At 52.0% G+C, this 16,710-nt stretch carries 16 protein-coding genes; 2 read left to right on the forward strand and 14 right to left on the reverse strand.

The window, feature by feature from the left end:
- Positions 1-564 (forward strand): hypothetical protein, encoded by a 564-nt coding sequence (locus J7M22_14450; GenBank protein ID MCD6507805.1) that lies wholly within the window; start codon positions 1-3, stop codon positions 562-564.
- Here J7M22_14450 and J7M22_14455 read toward each other — a convergent pair.
- The 14 genes from J7M22_14455 to J7M22_14520 form a co-directional block, all read right to left on the reverse strand.
- Complete coding sequence (locus tag J7M22_14455; protein MCD6507806.1) at positions 504-2,276, reverse strand: phosphoenolpyruvate carboxykinase (ATP); 1,773 nt, start codon at positions 2,274-2,276, stop codon at positions 504-506. The two genes, J7M22_14450 and J7M22_14455, sit on opposite strands and share 61 nt — an antisense overlap.
- Before the next feature lie 95 nt (positions 2,277-2,371).
- Positions 2,372-2,854: a chemotaxis protein CheX gene (locus J7M22_14460; GenBank protein ID MCD6507807.1), complete on the reverse strand. Its 483-nt coding sequence runs from the start codon at positions 2,852-2,854 to the stop codon at positions 2,372-2,374.
- Between the two features lie 3 nt (positions 2,855-2,857).
- A complete protein-coding gene (locus tag J7M22_14465) occupies positions 2,858-3,931 on the reverse strand; it encodes a chemotaxis response regulator protein-glutamate methylesterase (protein ID MCD6507808.1) in 1,074 nt (357 codons plus the stop codon).
- Positions 3,932-3,935: 4 nt separating this feature from the next.
- Positions 3,936-4,742, reverse strand: coding sequence for a protein-glutamate O-methyltransferase CheR (locus tag J7M22_14470; GenBank protein MCD6507809.1), 807 nt, complete (start codon positions 4,740-4,742; stop codon positions 3,936-3,938).
- Between the two features lie 44 nt (positions 4,743-4,786).
- The gene (locus J7M22_14475) at positions 4,787-6,340 is read right to left on the reverse strand and encodes a chemotaxis protein CheA (GenBank protein ID MCD6507810.1); all 1,554 of its coding nucleotides are present in this window, start codon (positions 6,338-6,340) and stop codon (positions 4,787-4,789) included.
- A gap of 263 nt (positions 6,341-6,603) precedes the next feature.
- Complete coding sequence (locus tag J7M22_14480) at positions 6,604-8,685, reverse strand: HAMP domain-containing protein (protein ID MCD6507811.1); 2,082 nt, start codon at positions 8,683-8,685, stop codon at positions 6,604-6,606.
- 4 nt (positions 8,686-8,689) lie between these two features.
- Positions 8,690-9,112, reverse strand: coding sequence for a purine-binding chemotaxis protein CheW (locus tag J7M22_14485; protein MCD6507812.1), 423 nt, complete (start codon positions 9,110-9,112; stop codon positions 8,690-8,692).
- Positions 9,113-9,116: 4 nt separating this feature from the next.
- A complete protein-coding gene (locus J7M22_14490; GenBank protein ID MCD6507813.1) occupies positions 9,117-9,497 on the reverse strand; it encodes a response regulator in 381 nt (126 codons plus the stop codon).
- 11 nt (positions 9,498-9,508) lie between these two features.
- Positions 9,509-10,228, reverse strand: a complete 720-nt coding sequence (locus J7M22_14495; protein ID MCD6507814.1) for a flagellar motor protein MotB — start codon at positions 10,226-10,228, stop codon at positions 9,509-9,511.
- A complete protein-coding gene (locus J7M22_14500; GenBank protein MCD6507815.1) occupies positions 10,200-10,997 on the reverse strand; it encodes a motility protein A in 798 nt (265 codons plus the stop codon). The genes J7M22_14495 and J7M22_14500 overlap by 29 nt, the downstream gene beginning before the upstream one ends.
- Before the next feature lie 151 nt (positions 10,998-11,148).
- Positions 11,149-12,375 carry a flagellar hook protein FlgE gene (locus J7M22_14505; GenBank protein ID MCD6507816.1) on the reverse strand — a complete coding sequence of 409 codons (1,227 nt, stop codon included), beginning with the start codon at positions 12,373-12,375 and terminating at the stop codon, positions 11,149-11,151.
- Positions 12,376-12,473: 98 nt separating this feature from the next.
- Complete coding sequence (locus tag J7M22_14510) at positions 12,474-12,797, reverse strand: flagellar protein (GenBank protein MCD6507817.1); 324 nt, start codon at positions 12,795-12,797, stop codon at positions 12,474-12,476.
- A 74-nt stretch (positions 12,798-12,871) separates the two neighbouring features.
- Positions 12,872-13,537 (reverse strand): flagellar hook assembly protein FlgD, encoded by a 666-nt coding sequence (locus tag J7M22_14515; GenBank protein ID MCD6507818.1) that lies wholly within the window; start codon positions 13,535-13,537, stop codon positions 12,872-12,874.
- A gap of 58 nt (positions 13,538-13,595) precedes the next feature.
- Complete coding sequence (locus tag J7M22_14520; protein ID MCD6507819.1) at positions 13,596-14,279, reverse strand: flagellar hook-length control protein FliK; 684 nt, start codon at positions 14,277-14,279, stop codon at positions 13,596-13,598.
- A gap of 2,004 nt (positions 14,280-16,283) precedes the next feature.
- Here J7M22_14520 and J7M22_14525 point away from each other — a divergent pair.
- Positions 16,284-16,589, forward strand: a complete 306-nt coding sequence (locus tag J7M22_14525) for a hypothetical protein (protein MCD6507820.1) — start codon at positions 16,284-16,286, stop codon at positions 16,587-16,589.
- Positions 16,590-16,710 lie beyond the last annotated feature (121 nt).

Here is a 16,710-nt window from a genome sequence, read left to right on the forward strand (position 1 = left end):
ATGTTTAAGGCAGGCGCTTCGCAGGTGGTCATCACCCTGCCCGTCGGAACGGCGCTCAGAGGATATTTCAGAAAGCGGATCTCCGACGGCATACTCGATGATCTCCACGCCAAAACGCTGGTCTTGGACGACGGCGAACGTCAGGCGGCCCTGATCATATGCGATCTGATAGGGGTGACTAAGAATGCCATTAAAGCCGCCCGGAAGTTCATCTCCGAACGATGTGGGATTCCCGAGGACTCGGTGATGATAGCGGCAACTCATACCCATACAGGGCCGAGCCTTGAGGACTCCGGGTTTTCGCCAGTTGATCCGGATTGGTACGCTCTATTCCCCAGGCTGATCGCCGGAGGGGTGACGGCGGCTCTGGGCCGGTTGAGGCCCGCCGAGGTTGCCGTATACGTGGGACGTGAGGATTCCATCGCCTTCAATCGCCGATATCGGATGAGGGACGGCACGGTCAGGACGAACCCAGGCATGGGAAATCCGGAGGTGGTCGAGCCTCAGAAGTCCATCGCTGAAAGTATCTCGGAGGATAGACCGGGACACTGGACGGAGAGATGATATTTGCTCATCTCTATCTGAGCCCGAAGGGCTTTTTTCATCTCATCTATGGATCTGTAGGTAAACGGGTTCAGCTCGGCGAGCCTCTCCTTAGAGAGCCCCGGCACCTCCACCGGCACCAGTACCTTATCCCCCCAGATGGGATGAGGTTCGTATTTGACGGCTCCTCTGGCGGCCTGGAACAGGAACAGCTCGGTCTCCTCTATTGAGGGTCCTGTTCCTCCTACCGGTCGCATTTTACCCCTCTGCATGGAGAAGATCGCCCTCGGTACCTCCAGCTTTTCGCCGTTGATCTCGGTCTGGACCCATCTATAGACAGCTCCGACCCTGCCGGTCGTGTTCAGTTGATAGACTTCGACGGGATTATCCGTTCCCTCTCGTTCCTTCATAAACTCATAGAACCTGTTAACATGTTTGGCGCTACCCACACCCATGGTGAAGGGCAGGCAATATCGGCTGACGAATTTCTCCTCGCCTACGCCTTCCAGACTTTGAGCGGGATGGCCCACCGTTCTACCGTCGGCCAGGACCTTAGCGGCAAAGGCAGGATCGTTTATCTTCAGCCACGCGTAATCCGTCACATAACCCGGACTTATGAACACGGCCATGTTAAGCGGACCGCTGGAGTAGGGAACACCGTCGTAATATCCCGTATCCTCTAACATCAGAACGGATCTGGCATTTTGGTTCGGTATACCCTTAAACTGAAGTATCTTCCCCTCAAAGCTCACGTTCCCCTTATCATCCCATTCGGTATTCTCGTGCAATGCTTTGGGGGAAGTGGCCGCCTTGTATATAACGACCTGATTCTCATCCACATCTTCAGTTTTCGTCCATGCCCCTTTTTCCGAGCAGTAGACCCTATCCCTGAATACGGCCACGATATCGTCGTTCTTGATCACCTGGTCGGAGATGAAATCCAGCGGATTAACACCGAAAAGCGTCTGAAACCTCTGGGCAATCCTCTCGTCCACCACGTAAAGGCCATGTGTTGATTTCCCGCTTCCAGTCAACCCCCAAACGCACATCACCATCCGCCTGTTGGTCCCATCTATCCGTTTGACCGTGAACTCCTTGAGCGAAGCATGCTCGCCTGTGCCTCCCTTTTTGTAGGCGTGAAGGATCCAGTGTGAAAGAAAAGCCTTTTTCGTTTCCCCTTGATATGAGCTGACGGTCACTATCGTGTAGTTGTGGTTGGGGAAACGCATAACCATCAACATCCTATCCGTGCCTGGGATGCTCGGGTTGTTCAGATAATGAGGTATATGAAAGAGCTCTACCTCAGGTTCCTCACTCGGATCGGCGGGGAAGTTAAGGTTTTTCCACCTATAGGCTATGTCCGGAAACTGGGGATCACAGTAAAGGCGACATCGCATCGCCGCCACCGTGCCGGGAGGGCCAAGCGTGGCGTCAACGGCTATGATGGGTCTGGCCAGTATATGTTCTAGAACGCGGAGCATGAGAAATTTATGTTCCTCCCGTAGCTCATCCTCGCTCTCGATCACGACCGTGTTTTGTGCCGACCGATGCCATATGTTGGAGCTCCACCCGTAGCTGCCGTTTTTGAACCTCGTCCCATAGGTCTTGGCCCTCTCAAGCAGGTCATCGGGGTTATACTGAACCGCTTGGATACCACAGCTCTCCTTCATGCGAACTATCTCGCGGAAGATCTCCTTAAACCTGGATATACCTATATCATCCGTGGTAAACATTCCCCACCCCCATGCTTTTCGATTAATTATATTTCGTCCATTTCGGGATGTCAAGCTATTGCGCTTCCGATGAAGAAGGAGCGATATCCCAGAGGCTAGGAGAGTATATCGGGGCTGATGGCAAGTATAACATCGAATTCACCGCCGTTGAATTTGAAAGGAACCCATAGGCTACATAGATCCCCGCTTCCCATATCTATCTCATAATCCCTTCCCGATATTATGGTGGGTATCGACAGATTGAACTCAAGTCCCATATCCGAAAGGAAGGAGTTAACGCTTCCGGATATCATATTGGCGATCTCACCTAGAGCGTCCCTGATCTCCTCGCCCATCCCGTTGAACTCCGCCCCGAGCATCTTGGAGGCTAAGATCTCAGCCACATCGTCGGGACACCTGATATACAATATGCAGGAGCCCCTTTCCCCGGCGAATCCGATGATCCCGGTTATCCCTGAGACCTTCATGCCGGTCTCCCTGCTCTCCTTGGGTTCCCCTGGAATGGGATCGACGGAGAGCATCATCCGGAACACCTGTTTCGTGCCTTCTATAATCGATCGGATAAGCTTCTCTTTCATCGTTTACCTCCCGTTTTCGACGATCTCTATCAGCCTATATGGTATTTCGTTAAGGGTGAGGATCTCGTCGACCACACCCGCCTCGATACAGGCTTTAGGCATGCCGAAGATGACGCTGGAGCTTTCATCTTGTGCGAGGGTTACTCCGCCTTTCTCCTTGACCGCTTTCATCCCTTTAAGTCCGTCGTTTCCCATGCCGGTCAAGATCAGCGCCAGCACCTTATCTCCATAAACTTGAGCCGCTGACTCCATGAGCAGATCGACCGAAGGGGTATATACCGTCCCCTTAACGCTTTCGATCACCCTGATTCTGGGGCGCTCGTCATCAAAGGGGTTGATGACCTTCATATGTCTTCCGCCTGGAGCGATGATCGCCTTGCCGGCGCGGACTTCCTCTCCATTTCTCCCTTCAACGACCTCGATTCTGCTCATCTGATTGAGCCTTTCGGCCAGCAACTTGGTGAACTGTGGAGGCATATGCTGGACGATCAGTATTCCGACGGGGAAATCTCCGGGCAGTTTGGGTAGGATGTGTTGAAGCGCCTTTGGGCCTCCCGTTGAAACCCCTATAACCAGGACATCAACCCGATGGTGGGGCCGGATTGAAGGGGATCTCCTCGATTTGAGACTTGCCGTTCGTTTCGGCTCATGTCCCTTTCTACGCCACGTTTTAGCTATTAGCTTAACTTTCTCCAACAGCTCCTTCCTGACCTTGATGATATCGAGAGAGGATTGGCGTATGTTTTTCGGTAGATAATCCACCGCTCCCATCTCCATAGCTTCCAGGGTGACCCTAGCACCATCCTCCGTCATTGAACTGAGCATGATGATGGGAAGCGGGTGTTCACTCATGATCCGCCTCAAGGCGGTCAATCCATCCATCCGGGGCATCTGTATATCGAGGGTAACGAGATCGGGTTTCAACCTTTTCACCTTTTCGATCGCTTCCAGGCCATCTCCTGCCGTGTCGATCACCTCTATCTCAGGATCGGACTCCAACATCCTTTTGATCGCCGCCCTCATAAAGGGTGAGTCATCCACCACAAGAACTCTGACCTTGTTTCCGCCGTGATACATAGTTCTAATCCTCCTTTTTATAAGCGGTGCATCCGGGAAACCTCATCGGCTTAAATAGGCTATCGATCCCGAAGAGCGTCTCGGTCGATCCGAGGAAAAGATATCCGCCGGGGTTAAGGCTCTCATATAAACGTCCCAGCACTTCCCCCTTCGATCTTCTATCGAAATATATGAGGACGTTTCTGCAGAATATGACGTCGAAATACCGCATCCGACGCATCTCCTCGTCATTTGACAGATTAACTCTCAGGAAATCGACACAGCGACGAACATCGTTTGAAACATAATAAACCCCCTTGACCTCTATGAAATACTTCTTCATGTAAAGGTCAGGCACATGCCGAACGGAGTAGTCTGAGTAAGCGCCCTCCTTGGCCTTTTGGAGGGCTGTCATACTTATATCGGAGCCGATCACCTTAAAACTCCATCCCTTCAGAGCGGTCTGGGATTCCTCAAGCAGGACCATAGCCAATGTGTATGCTTCCTCTCCCGTAGCGCATCCGGCACTCCAGAGGGTTAGCCGCTTGACTCCATATTTCTTTCTGGACGTTATCTCAGGTATGACATTATCCCTGAGAACATCAAAATGCTGAGGATCTCTGAAGAAGAATGTCTCAGGAGTTGTGATCTCATCGAACAGCTTCATCCACTCTTTATCTTCCGATGGGCGGCTTAACAGATACCTGTAGTAATCCTCGAAGTTCCTCAGCTTTAGTTCCTTTAGCCTGTGTCGGAGGTGCATCTCGAGGAAATACTTCTTGCCATCGGCGAAGTAGATACCGCTCCTTTTGTAGATCAGGTCCCTCAACAACCGGAATTCCTCCTGACTCATAAAAGCCCTTATATCCTCCATCTTCACACCGCGTTTATCAAGCTGGGAACATCGATTATAAGTGCAACCCGTCCGTCGCCCATCACTGTCGCGCCGGCTATGCCGGGGATCGATCCTAGAAGCGATCCCAGTGACTTGATTACCACCTCCTCCTCGCCTAAAACTCTATCGACAGCGAGACCGATCCGCATCTCCGCCAGCCCGATGATGATCACATATTCCCCGTTCGGTTTTCCTCCTTCAGCGCCGAAGATCTCCTTCAGCTTCAATATCGGCAGGATCTCCCCTCTTAGATAGATCATCTCCCTGCCACCTATCAGCCTTACATTATCAGGCGAGACCTTGATGGTTTCGATTACCGAAGTTAAGGGGATGGCATATACCTCCTCACCTGACATCACCAACAGGCTTTGGATTATGGCGAGCGTAAGAGGGAGTTTGATCTGGATCTTTGTCCCCTGTCCTACGGAGCTTTCCACCTCCACCATACCGCCTAACCTTTTGACGTTGTTCTTAACCACATCCATCCCCACGCCTCGTCCGGAGACGTTATTGATCTCATCAGAGGTGCTAAAACCCGGGGTGAAAATAAGATTGATCACATCCCGCTCGGACATCTCTCTGAGCCTTTCCTCAGTGATGATACCTTTTTCGATCGCCTTTTGAGCGATTTTATCGGGATCTATTCCCCTGCCGTCGTCTTGGATCTCTATGACGATCGTGTTCGCCACGTGATAGGCGGAGAGGGAGATCCTACCCTTTCTCGGTTTACCCAAGCTCTCCCTCTCTTCGGGCGGTTCTATACCATGATCTACGGCGTTTCTGAGCAGATGTACCAGCGGATCGTTGATCTCCTCTATGATGCTTTTATCCAGCTCCGTTTCCTCACCCGATATGATCAGCTCCACCTCTTTGCCCATATCTCTGGCGAGATCGCGAACGATCCTCGGATATCGGTTAAAGATGGTGGCTATAGGTTGCATCCTCATTCTCAGCGCTGCCATTTGCAACTGTGAGGTGATCAGATCTATCCTAGCCGCCACGTCCTGCAGATCATCATCTCCCGTTTTGCTTATCTGAAGCAATCTGTTTCTCTCAATCACCAGCTCTCCGACGAGGTTCATCAGCTCATCCAGCCTCTTGACATCGGTTCTCACAGTATGGATTTCAAGCGAGGGAAGTTGCTGAAGCTCGGGACGAACATGGGTTTCATCTGGCTCCTCAGCCGATTCCTCGGAGATAGGGGATATCCTCACCTCATCTATCAGCCTTTTCGTCGTATCCAGGGCATCGAGTATCGCGTCCGTAATTTCAGGAGTTACCTTTTCCTCCCCCTTGCGTAATTTATCCAGCTTGGTTTCGGCGGCATGTGTCACCTCAACCAGCCGATCCAGCCCCAGGAAACCCGCCATCCCCTTTATCGTGTGAAAACCCCTGAATATCCGATTGAGCAGATCGAGATCTTCAGGCGAGTTCTCCAGCTTTATAAGGTCCGCCTCCAGCGATCCGACGATCTCCGAGGCCTCTTCCACGAAGGCCTTTATCATTTCAGGATCTTCGAAGATCTCCTCGCTCATTTCATCCTCTCTCCTCAAGATTCGCTCGAAATTGAGCGGAAGACAGGAAACGGGAAACCTCCTGTAGTTAATCCACTCCACTCTTATTTCCCTTGAGTGTAGCGGTTATCCATGAGGAGGAACGAGGAGAAGGAAAATCCGTCGCACGTTCAACATTTAACGTTGTAACGTTTTCCGTCCTAGTTCCTCTTTCCTTTTCGCCCTGAGAAATAAGCACTTCTGACCTCTCGGATCTCCGCTACACTTAACGATAATTGAGCGAATTAATCAGACGGCATCAGTTGAGGTTTGATCGCACCTTCAGACTCGAGCTCATTTTCCTCAGCGGATTCGACGTTGAGAGGTTCGTCGGAGACCTTAAACTTGCGGACCTCCTCATACAACTGCCTGGATAGTTTATCCAACCGAGAGGATGCCTGGGTGGTCTGCTGTGCGCCTTCCGCGACCTGCTGTGAGGCCTCAGCTACCTGCTGGATGTTCTGCGAGATATCCCGCGTCACCTGTGATAATTGCTGTATGTTCCGGTTTATGTCCTTAACGGCGGCGGATTGTTGTTCCATGGCCGTGGCTATCTGAGCTATGGCCTCCAGAACTTCATCGCTGGATTCGGCTACCTTTTGGAGCGCTTCCCCGGCGTTCCTCGCCAATTTCAAGCCCTCATCCACCGCCTTCAGTCCATCACCCATAGCCGTGACGACGCGAGCCGTTTCCTCCTGGATCTCGCCGATCATATCGGATATCTGCCTTGTTGATTGCATCGTCCTCTCAGCGAGTTTTCTCACCTCATCGGCCACGACGGCGAATCCTCTTCCCTGCTCGCCAGCTCTGGCGGCCTCTATGGCCGCATTCAAGGCCAGAAGATTTGTCTGATCGGCCACATCCTCTATTACGGAGATTATCTGGCCGATCTTCTCGGAAGCAGCGTTGAGCTTCTGGACGGTCTCATTTATCATGTTGGCCGCTTCGGCTATCCTATTCATTCCGTCTATGGTTTGTGAGACGTTCCTCCTGCCTTCGTTGGAGATATTGCTGGATTGTCGCGCCAACTCGGCCGCTCGTTGGGCGCTTTGAGAGACCTGAGCTATCGTTGCCGAAAGCTCCTCCGCCGCGGCCGCCACCGCACCTGCCTGGGAGGCCATCTCCTCCGCGGCCGTGGCGACGGCCACCACCTGAGAGGACACCTCTTCGCTCCCGGCGGACATCTGTTCCGCGGTGGCCGAAAGCTCGGTGGCTGACGAGGCCAGATGATCGGCTATGCCCTTGATCCTGAGGATCATCCCCGAAAGGCTCTCGGCCATCTCGTTGAACGTCCTTGCCAGTTGACCGATCTCATCCCTCGAATCGAGCCGGAACGTGACCTTATGCGAGAGATCGCCCCTTGTTAAATTCCGGGCGGCCGTCATAACCGATGGGATGGCCGAGAAAAGCCTGCGGGATACGACCACCGTCATCAGGCTGCCTAGAAGCACGATCATAATCCCAAACGGAATCATATATCTTTTGATCCTCCTCTCAACCTGGTCATAGTCCGATCTGTTGACGGATGAGGCGATGATCCAGTTGAAGTGATCATCGCGGGCATATCCGGCGATCTCCTTAACACCTCTGAACTCATATTCTACAGCCCCTTCTCTCCGACGCAATATCACGTTCAAAGCGGGAACGATGTCGGTTATCTTCCCTCCGGTCAAGGTGGAATCGGGATGAATCAGCGCCTCGCCGGTAACAGCGTCAACTACATAATAGTAACCGTTTTCCGAGGGCCTGAGGCCCAACACTCTCCGCTTGAAGCGCTCAAAAGCGCTTGATTTCATAACATCCAGGGAGATCGCTCCGACATATACGGCGCCGTTGATATTCCTTGTTCCGGTGATCGGGAAGTAGAAGACGAATCGGTATTTTCCTCCCGATCGGCTTATGGATGTATATTCGCCTTTGCTCAGGAGAGAGGTAACGACCTGTGGTGTTAAGCTGGCGGGCATATCTGAGGCGGTGGAAGCGATCAGCATGCCGGCTGTGCCTTGTAGCCGATATAGGGCGACCGGATGAGCATGTCCTGCTCTCGATGCGAACCTTTCAAGCACGGCGGAGGTTCCAGCCCCTTCAATCTTCCCGATATCGAGGGTGGCGAGGAGATCCATGGAATCCTTGAACGCCTCATCCTTCAACTCAAGCCACATTTCCTCCAGTAACGCTACTGAACTCTTCGCCTCGACGGCAAGTCTGCTTTGTAAGAAGTCGTCCATTCCCCGTCCCACCAAACTCAATCCCACCACCGTCATAACCGCCACGGTTATGATGACGATGGCGCTCATCAGCAGTATCATCTTAACTGAGAGCTTCATTTTCTCACCCTCCTGTGATCAATCCCTGAAGGTCGAGGATAACCATGAAATCATCCTCCAGTTTGGCTATGCCGGTGATGTATCTGGGGTCCAGCTTCACCGCTTCAGGAGGAGGTTCCACGCTGTTTTCATCCACTCTTATCACCCGGGATACCATATCGACTATAAGTCCGACCTTTTTATCGTCGAGCTCGATCACCACAATTCTGCTCTTTTTGTCGGCCTCTTTTGGGGGCATACCGAGCCGTTTTCTCAGGTCTATGACGGGGATGATTTCACCCCTCAGGTTTATCACCCCTTCGATGAAGTCCGACACGTTCGGCAGACGGGTTATGGGTTGCATTCGGAGGATCTCCCTGACCGAGAGGATATCCACGCCGAACTTCCCACCATCCAGATTAAAGGAGACGAACTGTAAATCGGCCATATCCTCAGCCCCCTTTCATCCTGGTCATCGTCTGCTCTATCTTCTCCATCAGGATCTCCGGGGTAAAGGGTTTAGCCACATAGTTATTCACGCCGGCGCCGATGGCTCGTATTATCTCATTTTTAGATGTGTTGGCTGTGACCATTATTATCGGCATCTTATCGAATCGATCGTCGCTTCTCACCGCCTCGACAAACTCTAATCCCGTCATTTCGGGCATGTTCCAGTCGAGCAACACCAGATCTATATCATCCTCCATATTGAGTATCTCCAGGGCTTCCCTGCCGTCCTCAGCCTCAACGATGTCCGTGATTCCCGTTTTGATCAATATGTTTTTTATGATCTTGCGCATGGCGAGTGAATCGTCCACTACCAGGACCTTCATCCCCTTACACCTCATCTTCCGGCGGTTTTCCTCTTGAGGATGAGGATCTCGACCCTTCTATTTTTAGCCCTTCCCTCGGGGGTATCGTTAGAGGCGACGGGCCTGAACTCCCCGTATCCGACCGCCGACAGCCTGGACGGATCTATCCCTTTTTTGACCAAAAACCTGAGGACACTTGTCGCCCTCGCCGCTGAGAGTTCCCAATTCGACGGGAACATCGGGGTGTGGATCGGCCGGTTATCGGTATGGCCTTCGATCCTTACGTCATTTGGTATCTTCATCAGCTCCTCGGCTATCTTTTCGAGTATCGGGGTGAACTCAGGCCTGATCTGGGCACTTCCTGAGTCGAACATAACCGGTTTACCGCTGGTGCGTAGTATTATGGCTAGTCCCTCCTTTCGCATGACGGCCTGCAGAGATCCTTTCATCCCTCTTTCGGCCACGAACTTCTTCAGCCTGTATCCGATTCCGGCCATCTTCTGCTCTTCATCGTTCACTCTGGTGGTTTCAGGTGCGGTTCTGATCTTTTCCACCAGGGGCTGTTCCCATCCTTTCAGCACCCCGAAGGAGTATTTCAAAGATCCTTTAACCGTGTTATATTTGATCTCGTCAAATATGGAGAATGAAACCAAAAGGACAAAGAAGGTCAAGAGCTGGGACATCAGATCTCCGTAGGTCGTCATCCATTCCGGAGCTCCTTCCTCAACCTTCTTCCGCCGTTGCCTGGCCATACATATCACCTCCGAGCTGTTCCCTCAGCTTAGGTGGCAGAAATACCTTCAGATTTTCCGCTATCATTCTGGGATTATCCCCGGCCTGGATCAGGAGCACGCCTTCCAGGATTATCTGTCTGTAAAGCATCTCTTCATCCGATCTCGCTTTAAGCTTGCCCGCTATGGGTATGAAGATCAGGTTTGCGAAAAGGGCTCCATAGAAGGTGGTTATAAGCGCCACAGCCATGGACGGTCCGATGGTTGTGGGATCGTCCAGGTTTCTGAGCATTTGTATCAGCCCTATCAGCGTTCCGATCATTCCGAAGGCAGGTGAGTATTTGGCCATGGCGTTAAACAGATCCTGACCGAATTCATGTCTCTCGCTCTGATAATCCAGCTCTGTCTCCATGATATTCCTTAAAATTCGAGGATCGACGCCATCGGCCGCCAGCTGCAGCCCTCTTTTCAGGAAATCCTCATCTACATCCTGAAGCGAATTTTCAAGGTTAATCAATCCCTCACGGCGCGCCTTGTCCGCCAGTTGGACGATGAGGTTTATAAGCTCAACCGGGGAGCGTTCCTTGGCGAAGAAGGCGTTCTTTAAAACGCCGAAGACGCTGAGCACTTTGGGCAAAGGGTAGTTTATCAGGGTGGCGGCGATTGTCCCGCCGGCGACGATCATAAGGGAGGGGATATTGATGAAACCGAATATATCTCCGCCTAACAGAATAGCCACCAAAACACATCCCACACCTGCCACGATTCCCAGGACGGTGCTTATATCCATGGTTGCCCTCTCATCAAACCCGTTCGCTGTCCGCGCAGTTCCGCCATGCGGAAGCGAACTCGGTTATCCTGATATTTTTATCGGAGGTCGAGGCTCAAATCTTTACCGGTTTCTAGAGGGCGGATCGGATCGATCCGCCCCACTAGGCATCTCATCGCTTGAGGTTCACCAGATCCTGCAGCACGTCGTTGGAGGTGGTTATCACGCGCGAGTTGGCCTGAAACCCGCGCTGAGCGATGATCAACCTCGTGAACTCGGAGGCGAGATCCACGTTGGATTGTTCCAAGGCGCCTGAGACTATAGAGGCCTGAATGCTGCTGCCGGCGGTGCCGATGAGAGGAACACCGGAGTTGCCCGTGGCACCGTACAGGTTCTTCTCCAGCCTGACCAAACCAGAGGGGTTGTTGAACCTGGCAAGCGCTATCTGGGCGAGGGTTTGAGTTATACCGTTACTGAACGTCCCCAGTATCCTTCCGTCCTCTTGGATGCTGATCGCTTCCAAGTTTCCTGCCGTGCAACCGTCCTGGCTAGAGACCACTGCTGTGAACTGGGAAGCGTATTGAGTGAGCCCTTTAAAGTCCAAGGTTATGCTCATCTGCTTGGCTCCGTTTCCGGGATCGATCTTCAGCTGCGGGAGGGTATCGGTATTTATCGAACCGTCTTCATTAAAGGAGATAGTTCCCGAGCTGCTGTCACTGTCAATTACCCCGCCTCCTGGTAATGATGCTTCCCAATACCACGTGTTCGAATCGGTTTTTTTTAGAGTTATCGAGAGCGTGTGACTGTTACCCTGCGAGTCGTAGATCGTGGTGGAGATTACATACTCGTCACTCGAATTAGCCCTGGAATCGAGATTTCCAGTGAAGGATACGGTTGTTGTGGCTCTAGCCGGCATGCGCTTTCCGTAAGGCAAGATGATATCACCTATCGGTTTATCCTTGGTGATTTTCCCCTCCGGATCAGCGTTCCATCCCTGAACTGAGTAGCCATTTTTAGTAACTAGCCTTCCGAGGGCGTCGAACTGGAAATTGCCGGCTCTCGTATAATACTGTTGTTCGCCGTCGCTGACGATGAAGAACCCATCGCCGATTATGGCCAGATCTGTGGTTTTGCCCGTCTGTTGTAGAGCGCCCTGCTTGAAAATCGTGTCTATCCCGCCGACGGTCGATCCCATTCCTATCTGGACGGGATTGAGCCCACCTTTTCCGCTTTCGGGCTTGACGCCGCCTCGAAGCGTGATCACCAGCGCCTCCTCGAACGACGTTCTGGAGGTTTTATAGCCGATCGTGTTGATATTGGCGATGTTGCTGCCTATGACATCCATCTCAGTCTGATGCGATCTTATACCTGAAAGCCCGCTGAAAAGAGCTCCTATCATTTTTTCCTCCTCCTTTCCATTCTGACCCGGGCCGCCTCAGGCGATCGGCGTCCCACGAGGCGTCCTCCGAGGAGGGCCCGCCTCTACAGGGTCAGGTTTTAGATTATCATCGCACTGTCGATGTTCGTAAAAACCCTATCTTTCATGTTTTGTCCGTCCAGGGCCGTTATCACGGTCCTGTTTCTCACGTTGACCAACAGGGCTAAATCCCTCATCAGGAGAAGTGACTCCTTGGCCCCTTTCTCGTTCATCTTCTCCACGGCCCTGTTTATCCTCTCCATATCCTCACTGGAGAGGTATATCCTCCTTTGCCTCAGCCTCGCCTTGGCATGGGTGGAGATCTTCACCGGCCGGTTTTCTCCGTCTGACAACCGAGCGAGCACCCTATCGAAGCTCAACCCCGAACTTTTCCCCGATCTCATCGGAGAGCCCAGTCGTTCAAGCCGACCGGTTGAAATCACATCTCTGACCCCTTCCCTCAACCTGATCACCTCCCTCACCCCTCTATCGAGATGAGACTGGATTGCGGCACGAGATCGCCGTTCACCATGAGATACACCTTATCGCCTTTGAAGGAGATACCATCCACCTTTCCGGAACTGGTTGGTGTAAGCGACACCTCCTTTCCCGCTTCATCTACACCGGTTACCTCATACCTGTAACGTCCACTTTCGACCTTTTCGCCCTTATCATCCTTTCCGTCCCACAGAACGGTATGTTCGCCATGGGAGATATCCTTGGGTTCAAGCGTTCTTATCAGGTCGCCATCCTCGTTGAATATCTTCACGCTTACCTTCTTCAGATCCTCATCTACCCGATATTTCAGCTTCACCGGACCGTCACCCTTCAGCTCGAAGAAGCCGCTCTGTATTTTGACCTGTTTCCCAACGAATCCGAGCGAGATCGCCCTACTGACCTGCCTTTCGATCTGCATGAGTGACTTGAAGGATTCATTGAGGTTCTGCATCTGCTCAAGGGCACTGAACTGAGCTGTCTGTGCTATGAACTCCTGATTATCCACAGGGCTAAGAGGATCTTGATATGACAACTGGGTTACAAGCAGCCTGAGGAAATCATCCTTACCCATTATCTGGTTTGAAGGTATCTGATCCTCTTTCGAGTCGCTCATCCTGAAAATCCTCTGATCGTTTGAAACCCTCATCTCATAATCACCTCTGTTAATTCATCTCGCTTATAATCGATGTTACAAGCTGTGGCGTCTAAGCCCTTAAATTTACACCCGAATTCTCCTCCATCTCCCCTTCAAGCTCGTGGGATAAGTTGCTATCTTGACCTACAGCCGCCGTATAGCTGGGATATCCGGGCTGCTGAAATCTTCTCCCGTTTCCCATCCACGATCCGAACCCCCCTGAGAAAGAGGGGTTAAATGACCTGACCTCAACCTGTCCCATCTTTATCCCGTGCTCCTCCAGGTTCTGCCTTATCTGAGGGGCGATCTGATGGAGCAACCTCCTCACGGAGTTGTCCTCGACCTTTATGATAGCGGATATCTCCTCCCCTTTTTTGATCACCTTTATCTCCATCCTACCGAGATGTTCCGGACGAAGTTTGACCCTTATAGAGCTCACCGTTACGATTCTACCCTCTAAGATGGGATTTTCCGCTTTAAGCCTGTTCACCTCATTCGATATCATCCCGCCGAGCTCATTGGAGATCCTCCCAGCTTCCGGTCTATCGCCAACCTCAAGCCGATATTCCGTCCCGCCTACCGTATGTTGCCATTGGCGAGCGATCTCATCGGCGACCCCTTCATCGATGTCCCTGACCTCAACCCTCTCACCCTGCCTGTCGAATCTGACGGCGATGTCCACCTCCCGATAGGATGGAGAAGGATATGAGGGCAGGGGGATATTTTTTTCTCCCCCGTTTCCCTTCACGCTCATACCCTCATATAGACGGGCAGGTGATCCTGAAGATATATCGCTTCTACCCTGATCCGACCTCTCCGCCGAAGATGATCCCAGTTCGGTCTGATGGACTGAACTTAGGGATGAGTCAAAATCAAAGCGATATTCCTGATGATGTGAAGGCGCGGGGTTTGGAACTTTCATATAGGAAGACCTCATCTTGGCTTCATCAGCAGGTAAACTATCCCTAGGATTCAATAGATCGGAATCGGCAGGCCGATGGACGAAATCAGGTTTCCCCAGCTTCCCTTCTTGAGGTTCACCATGGGAAAACGTGGAGACAATGCTATTATTACCTGATCTCTGCTGCATCTCAGTGTGAGCTTTCTCCCCCAGGGGGGCACGTCTGATCGGGGAATCAGGGTTAAGCTGAGGCTTACTGACCTTCCTACCATCCGATATCCTGTCCCCTTGGATATCCTGATCTGGTGGTAACTCGGAGGAGATAATCCTTGCTCTAGCGGGGAAGCTAAGGGAACTCGATTTCAAGTCAGTTATATCGACAGTAGGAAATACCTGACCCCCTGTCCGCATCCCGTCGATCCTCCCTTCAACGGATACAGCGGGGGTATGGACTCCCTCCTTCAGATCAGATCCAGGATGAATCACGGCGTTTTTGAAGATGATCTCCGCCTTTCGTTTAACGCCTCTCACCGCTTGATCCTCCCATCTTCCGGCCTCCAACCGTTTTTCGGGAGCTCCGGGTATGACGTCAGGATTACCTCCAGCAGTAGATGAACTTCCTCCTCCGTCTTGTGTTGCCCTCCTAGCAAGGCCAGTGTGATAAGCTGGATCGGGATCGCTCTCCATGCCCTCCCGGGATAGTATGAAATACGGTGGCGCTTGAACTCCACCCACCTCATCGCTTCGCGGATGAATCGAGCTATCTTCAGCGCTGGAAGAAGATATGGTGATTAAAACCATGGAGTTATCCCCATAAAGGGCTATCCTAGGCGAGGGATGATCAGGCTCATGGGAGAAATCGGGATTGATAGCGTTTATATTCAGCCCCTTACGAACTCCCGCCGGGAAAGCCCACTCTTTTAGGGGTAGGATGAAAGGCGGTCTGCGTGCACCATAGGCAGCTTGTTTTTTTATCTCCGATTGTGGTATAATGCCTTCGGTACAAACCCTAGGGCCGGACCGGTCCGAACAGAGAGGAGGGGCGAAAGATTTTTCGCCCGTACTTAAGCCTCTGGAGAAGAGGGCCTCTGCACGGGAGCATCCGTGTAAGCCGCTTCGATGAAGGAGGAAGCCCATCTCCTTTAGAGGTGGGAGGAGGTCACCATCAAGCTGAACGAACCGAACGAGGTGACGGACAGGCGATGTGTTGCCCGTCGGGATGCTTACCGCCTCACCTTGTGGTACTATGGGTTGATGCTCGGACGATACCTCGCGCGATATCTCATATTGATTCCCCATCTGTATTCCCGTTGGTTTCCTCCTCAGATCATCACGTGAGATATCATCGCCCAAGCCCGATAGGGAATATAAACCTATGCTATCAGCATTATTCGTCGCCCCGCTCGGAGAACGGGAGGTATAATCCGCCTCTCCAGAGAAGCTAGAACTCGGACTCCGCATTGCTGCTTCTACAATGGAGAAAGCTCGAGATCGAATATCAGATTTCCATGGGAATACACGAGGAGGATCATCGACTGGGATAGATGTCGAAGAAGCAGTTCTCACATTTTGCCCAATTCGACGTTGATTTGATATCTCCTGAACCGGTTGATTCTGAAAGGAGAGGGAAAGTTCCTCGCGTGAGAGGTGTGTTACCTTACCCTGATAAACGTTCCCTTCCTCTCCGATAGGAACGTCGTCCTCGGTGATACCCCGCCTCTCACCTTGAGGGATGATCCTTGTGGTAATATCAGAGGAGGATATCTTATCGGCTGGTGATCTTGAGGACATCACGGGTGAAGAGGATAAAGCTACCTCTTGATTTTCAATCCTTGATCGTGATAGAGAGATAAGTTTTTGGCTTTCGCCCTTCGATCCTTGGCTTTTAACTTTCCACGCTCCCTCCCGCTGCCTGCTTTGGTAAGTGCTCTCGATCTGCTGGCCGAGATCAAGTTGAGGCTTAATCCCTCGTTCATCCACTATCCCATCTCGGTGTTGAACCTCCTGATCACCAATCAGAGAGGAAAATCTCAACTCTGCAAGAGGATCAACATCATCGGGGATCACCTCTTTGGGAATATGAACCCCTTCCTTCAGATCCGCCACCTTATAGCTTCCACCATCCCTGAGAACAACCTCAACCTCCCCTCTACCGCCGGGTGATGCAGCCGGAGAGGAGGATCTCAACTCCGCAGGAGGATCAACATCATCGGGGATCACCTCTTTGGGAATATGAACCCTCTTTTTCAGATCCGCTATCTTATAGCTTCCACCATTCCTGATA

It is taken from the genome of Candidatus Poribacteria bacterium (genome assembly GCA_021162805.1).
GTDB lineage: Bacteria > Poribacteria > WGA-4E > B28-G17 > B28-G17 > JAGGXZ01.

What these genes read in the sequence shown, in the direction of transcription:
- J7M22_14495 (MCD6507814.1), bottom strand. Translation starts at nt 10,228, where the DNA reads ATGGCCAGGCAACGGCGGAAGAAGGTTGAGGAAGGAGCTCCGGAATGG.
- J7M22_14485 (MCD6507812.1), bottom strand. Translation starts at nt 9,112, where the DNA reads ATGGCCGATTTACAGTTCGTCTCCTTTAATCTGGATGGTGGGAAGTTC.
- J7M22_14460 (MCD6507807.1), bottom strand. Translation starts at nt 2,854, where the DNA reads ATGAAAGAGAAGCTTATCCGATCGATTATAGAAGGCACGAAACAGGTG.
- J7M22_14520 (MCD6507819.1), bottom strand. Translation starts at nt 14,279, where the DNA reads ATGAGCGTGAAGGGAAACGGGGGAGAAAAAAATATCCCCCTGCCCTCA.
- J7M22_14490 (MCD6507813.1), bottom strand. Translation starts at nt 9,497, where the DNA reads ATGAAGGTCCTGGTAGTGGACGATTCACTCGCCATGCGCAAGATCATA.
- J7M22_14500 (MCD6507815.1), bottom strand. Translation starts at nt 10,997, where the DNA reads ATGGATATAAGCACCGTCCTGGGAATCGTGGCAGGTGTGGGATGTGTT.
- J7M22_14505 (MCD6507816.1), bottom strand. Translation starts at nt 12,375, where the DNA reads ATGATAGGAGCTCTTTTCAGCGGGCTTTCAGGTATAAGATCGCATCAG.
- J7M22_14510 (MCD6507817.1), bottom strand. Translation starts at nt 12,797, where the DNA reads ATGAGATCGGGGAAAAGTTCGGGGTTGAGCTTCGATAGGGTGCTCGCT.
- J7M22_14515 (MCD6507818.1), bottom strand. Translation starts at nt 13,537, where the DNA reads ATGAGGGTTTCAAACGATCAGAGGATTTTCAGGATGAGCGACTCGAAA.
- J7M22_14455 (MCD6507806.1), bottom strand. Translation starts at nt 2,276, where the DNA reads ATGTTTACCACGGATGATATAGGTATATCCAGGTTTAAGGAGATCTTC.
- J7M22_14465 (MCD6507808.1), bottom strand. Translation starts at nt 3,931, where the DNA reads ATGTATCACGGCGGAAACAAGGTCAGAGTTCTTGTGGTGGATGACTCA.
- J7M22_14480 (MCD6507811.1), bottom strand. Translation starts at nt 8,685, where the DNA reads ATGAAGCTCTCAGTTAAGATGATACTGCTGATGAGCGCCATCGTCATC.
- J7M22_14450 (MCD6507805.1), top strand. Translation starts at nt 1, where the DNA reads ATGTTTAAGGCAGGCGCTTCGCAGGTGGTCATCACCCTGCCCGTCGGA.
- J7M22_14475 (MCD6507810.1), bottom strand. Translation starts at nt 6,340, where the DNA reads ATGAGCGAGGAGATCTTCGAAGATCCTGAAATGATAAAGGCCTTCGTG.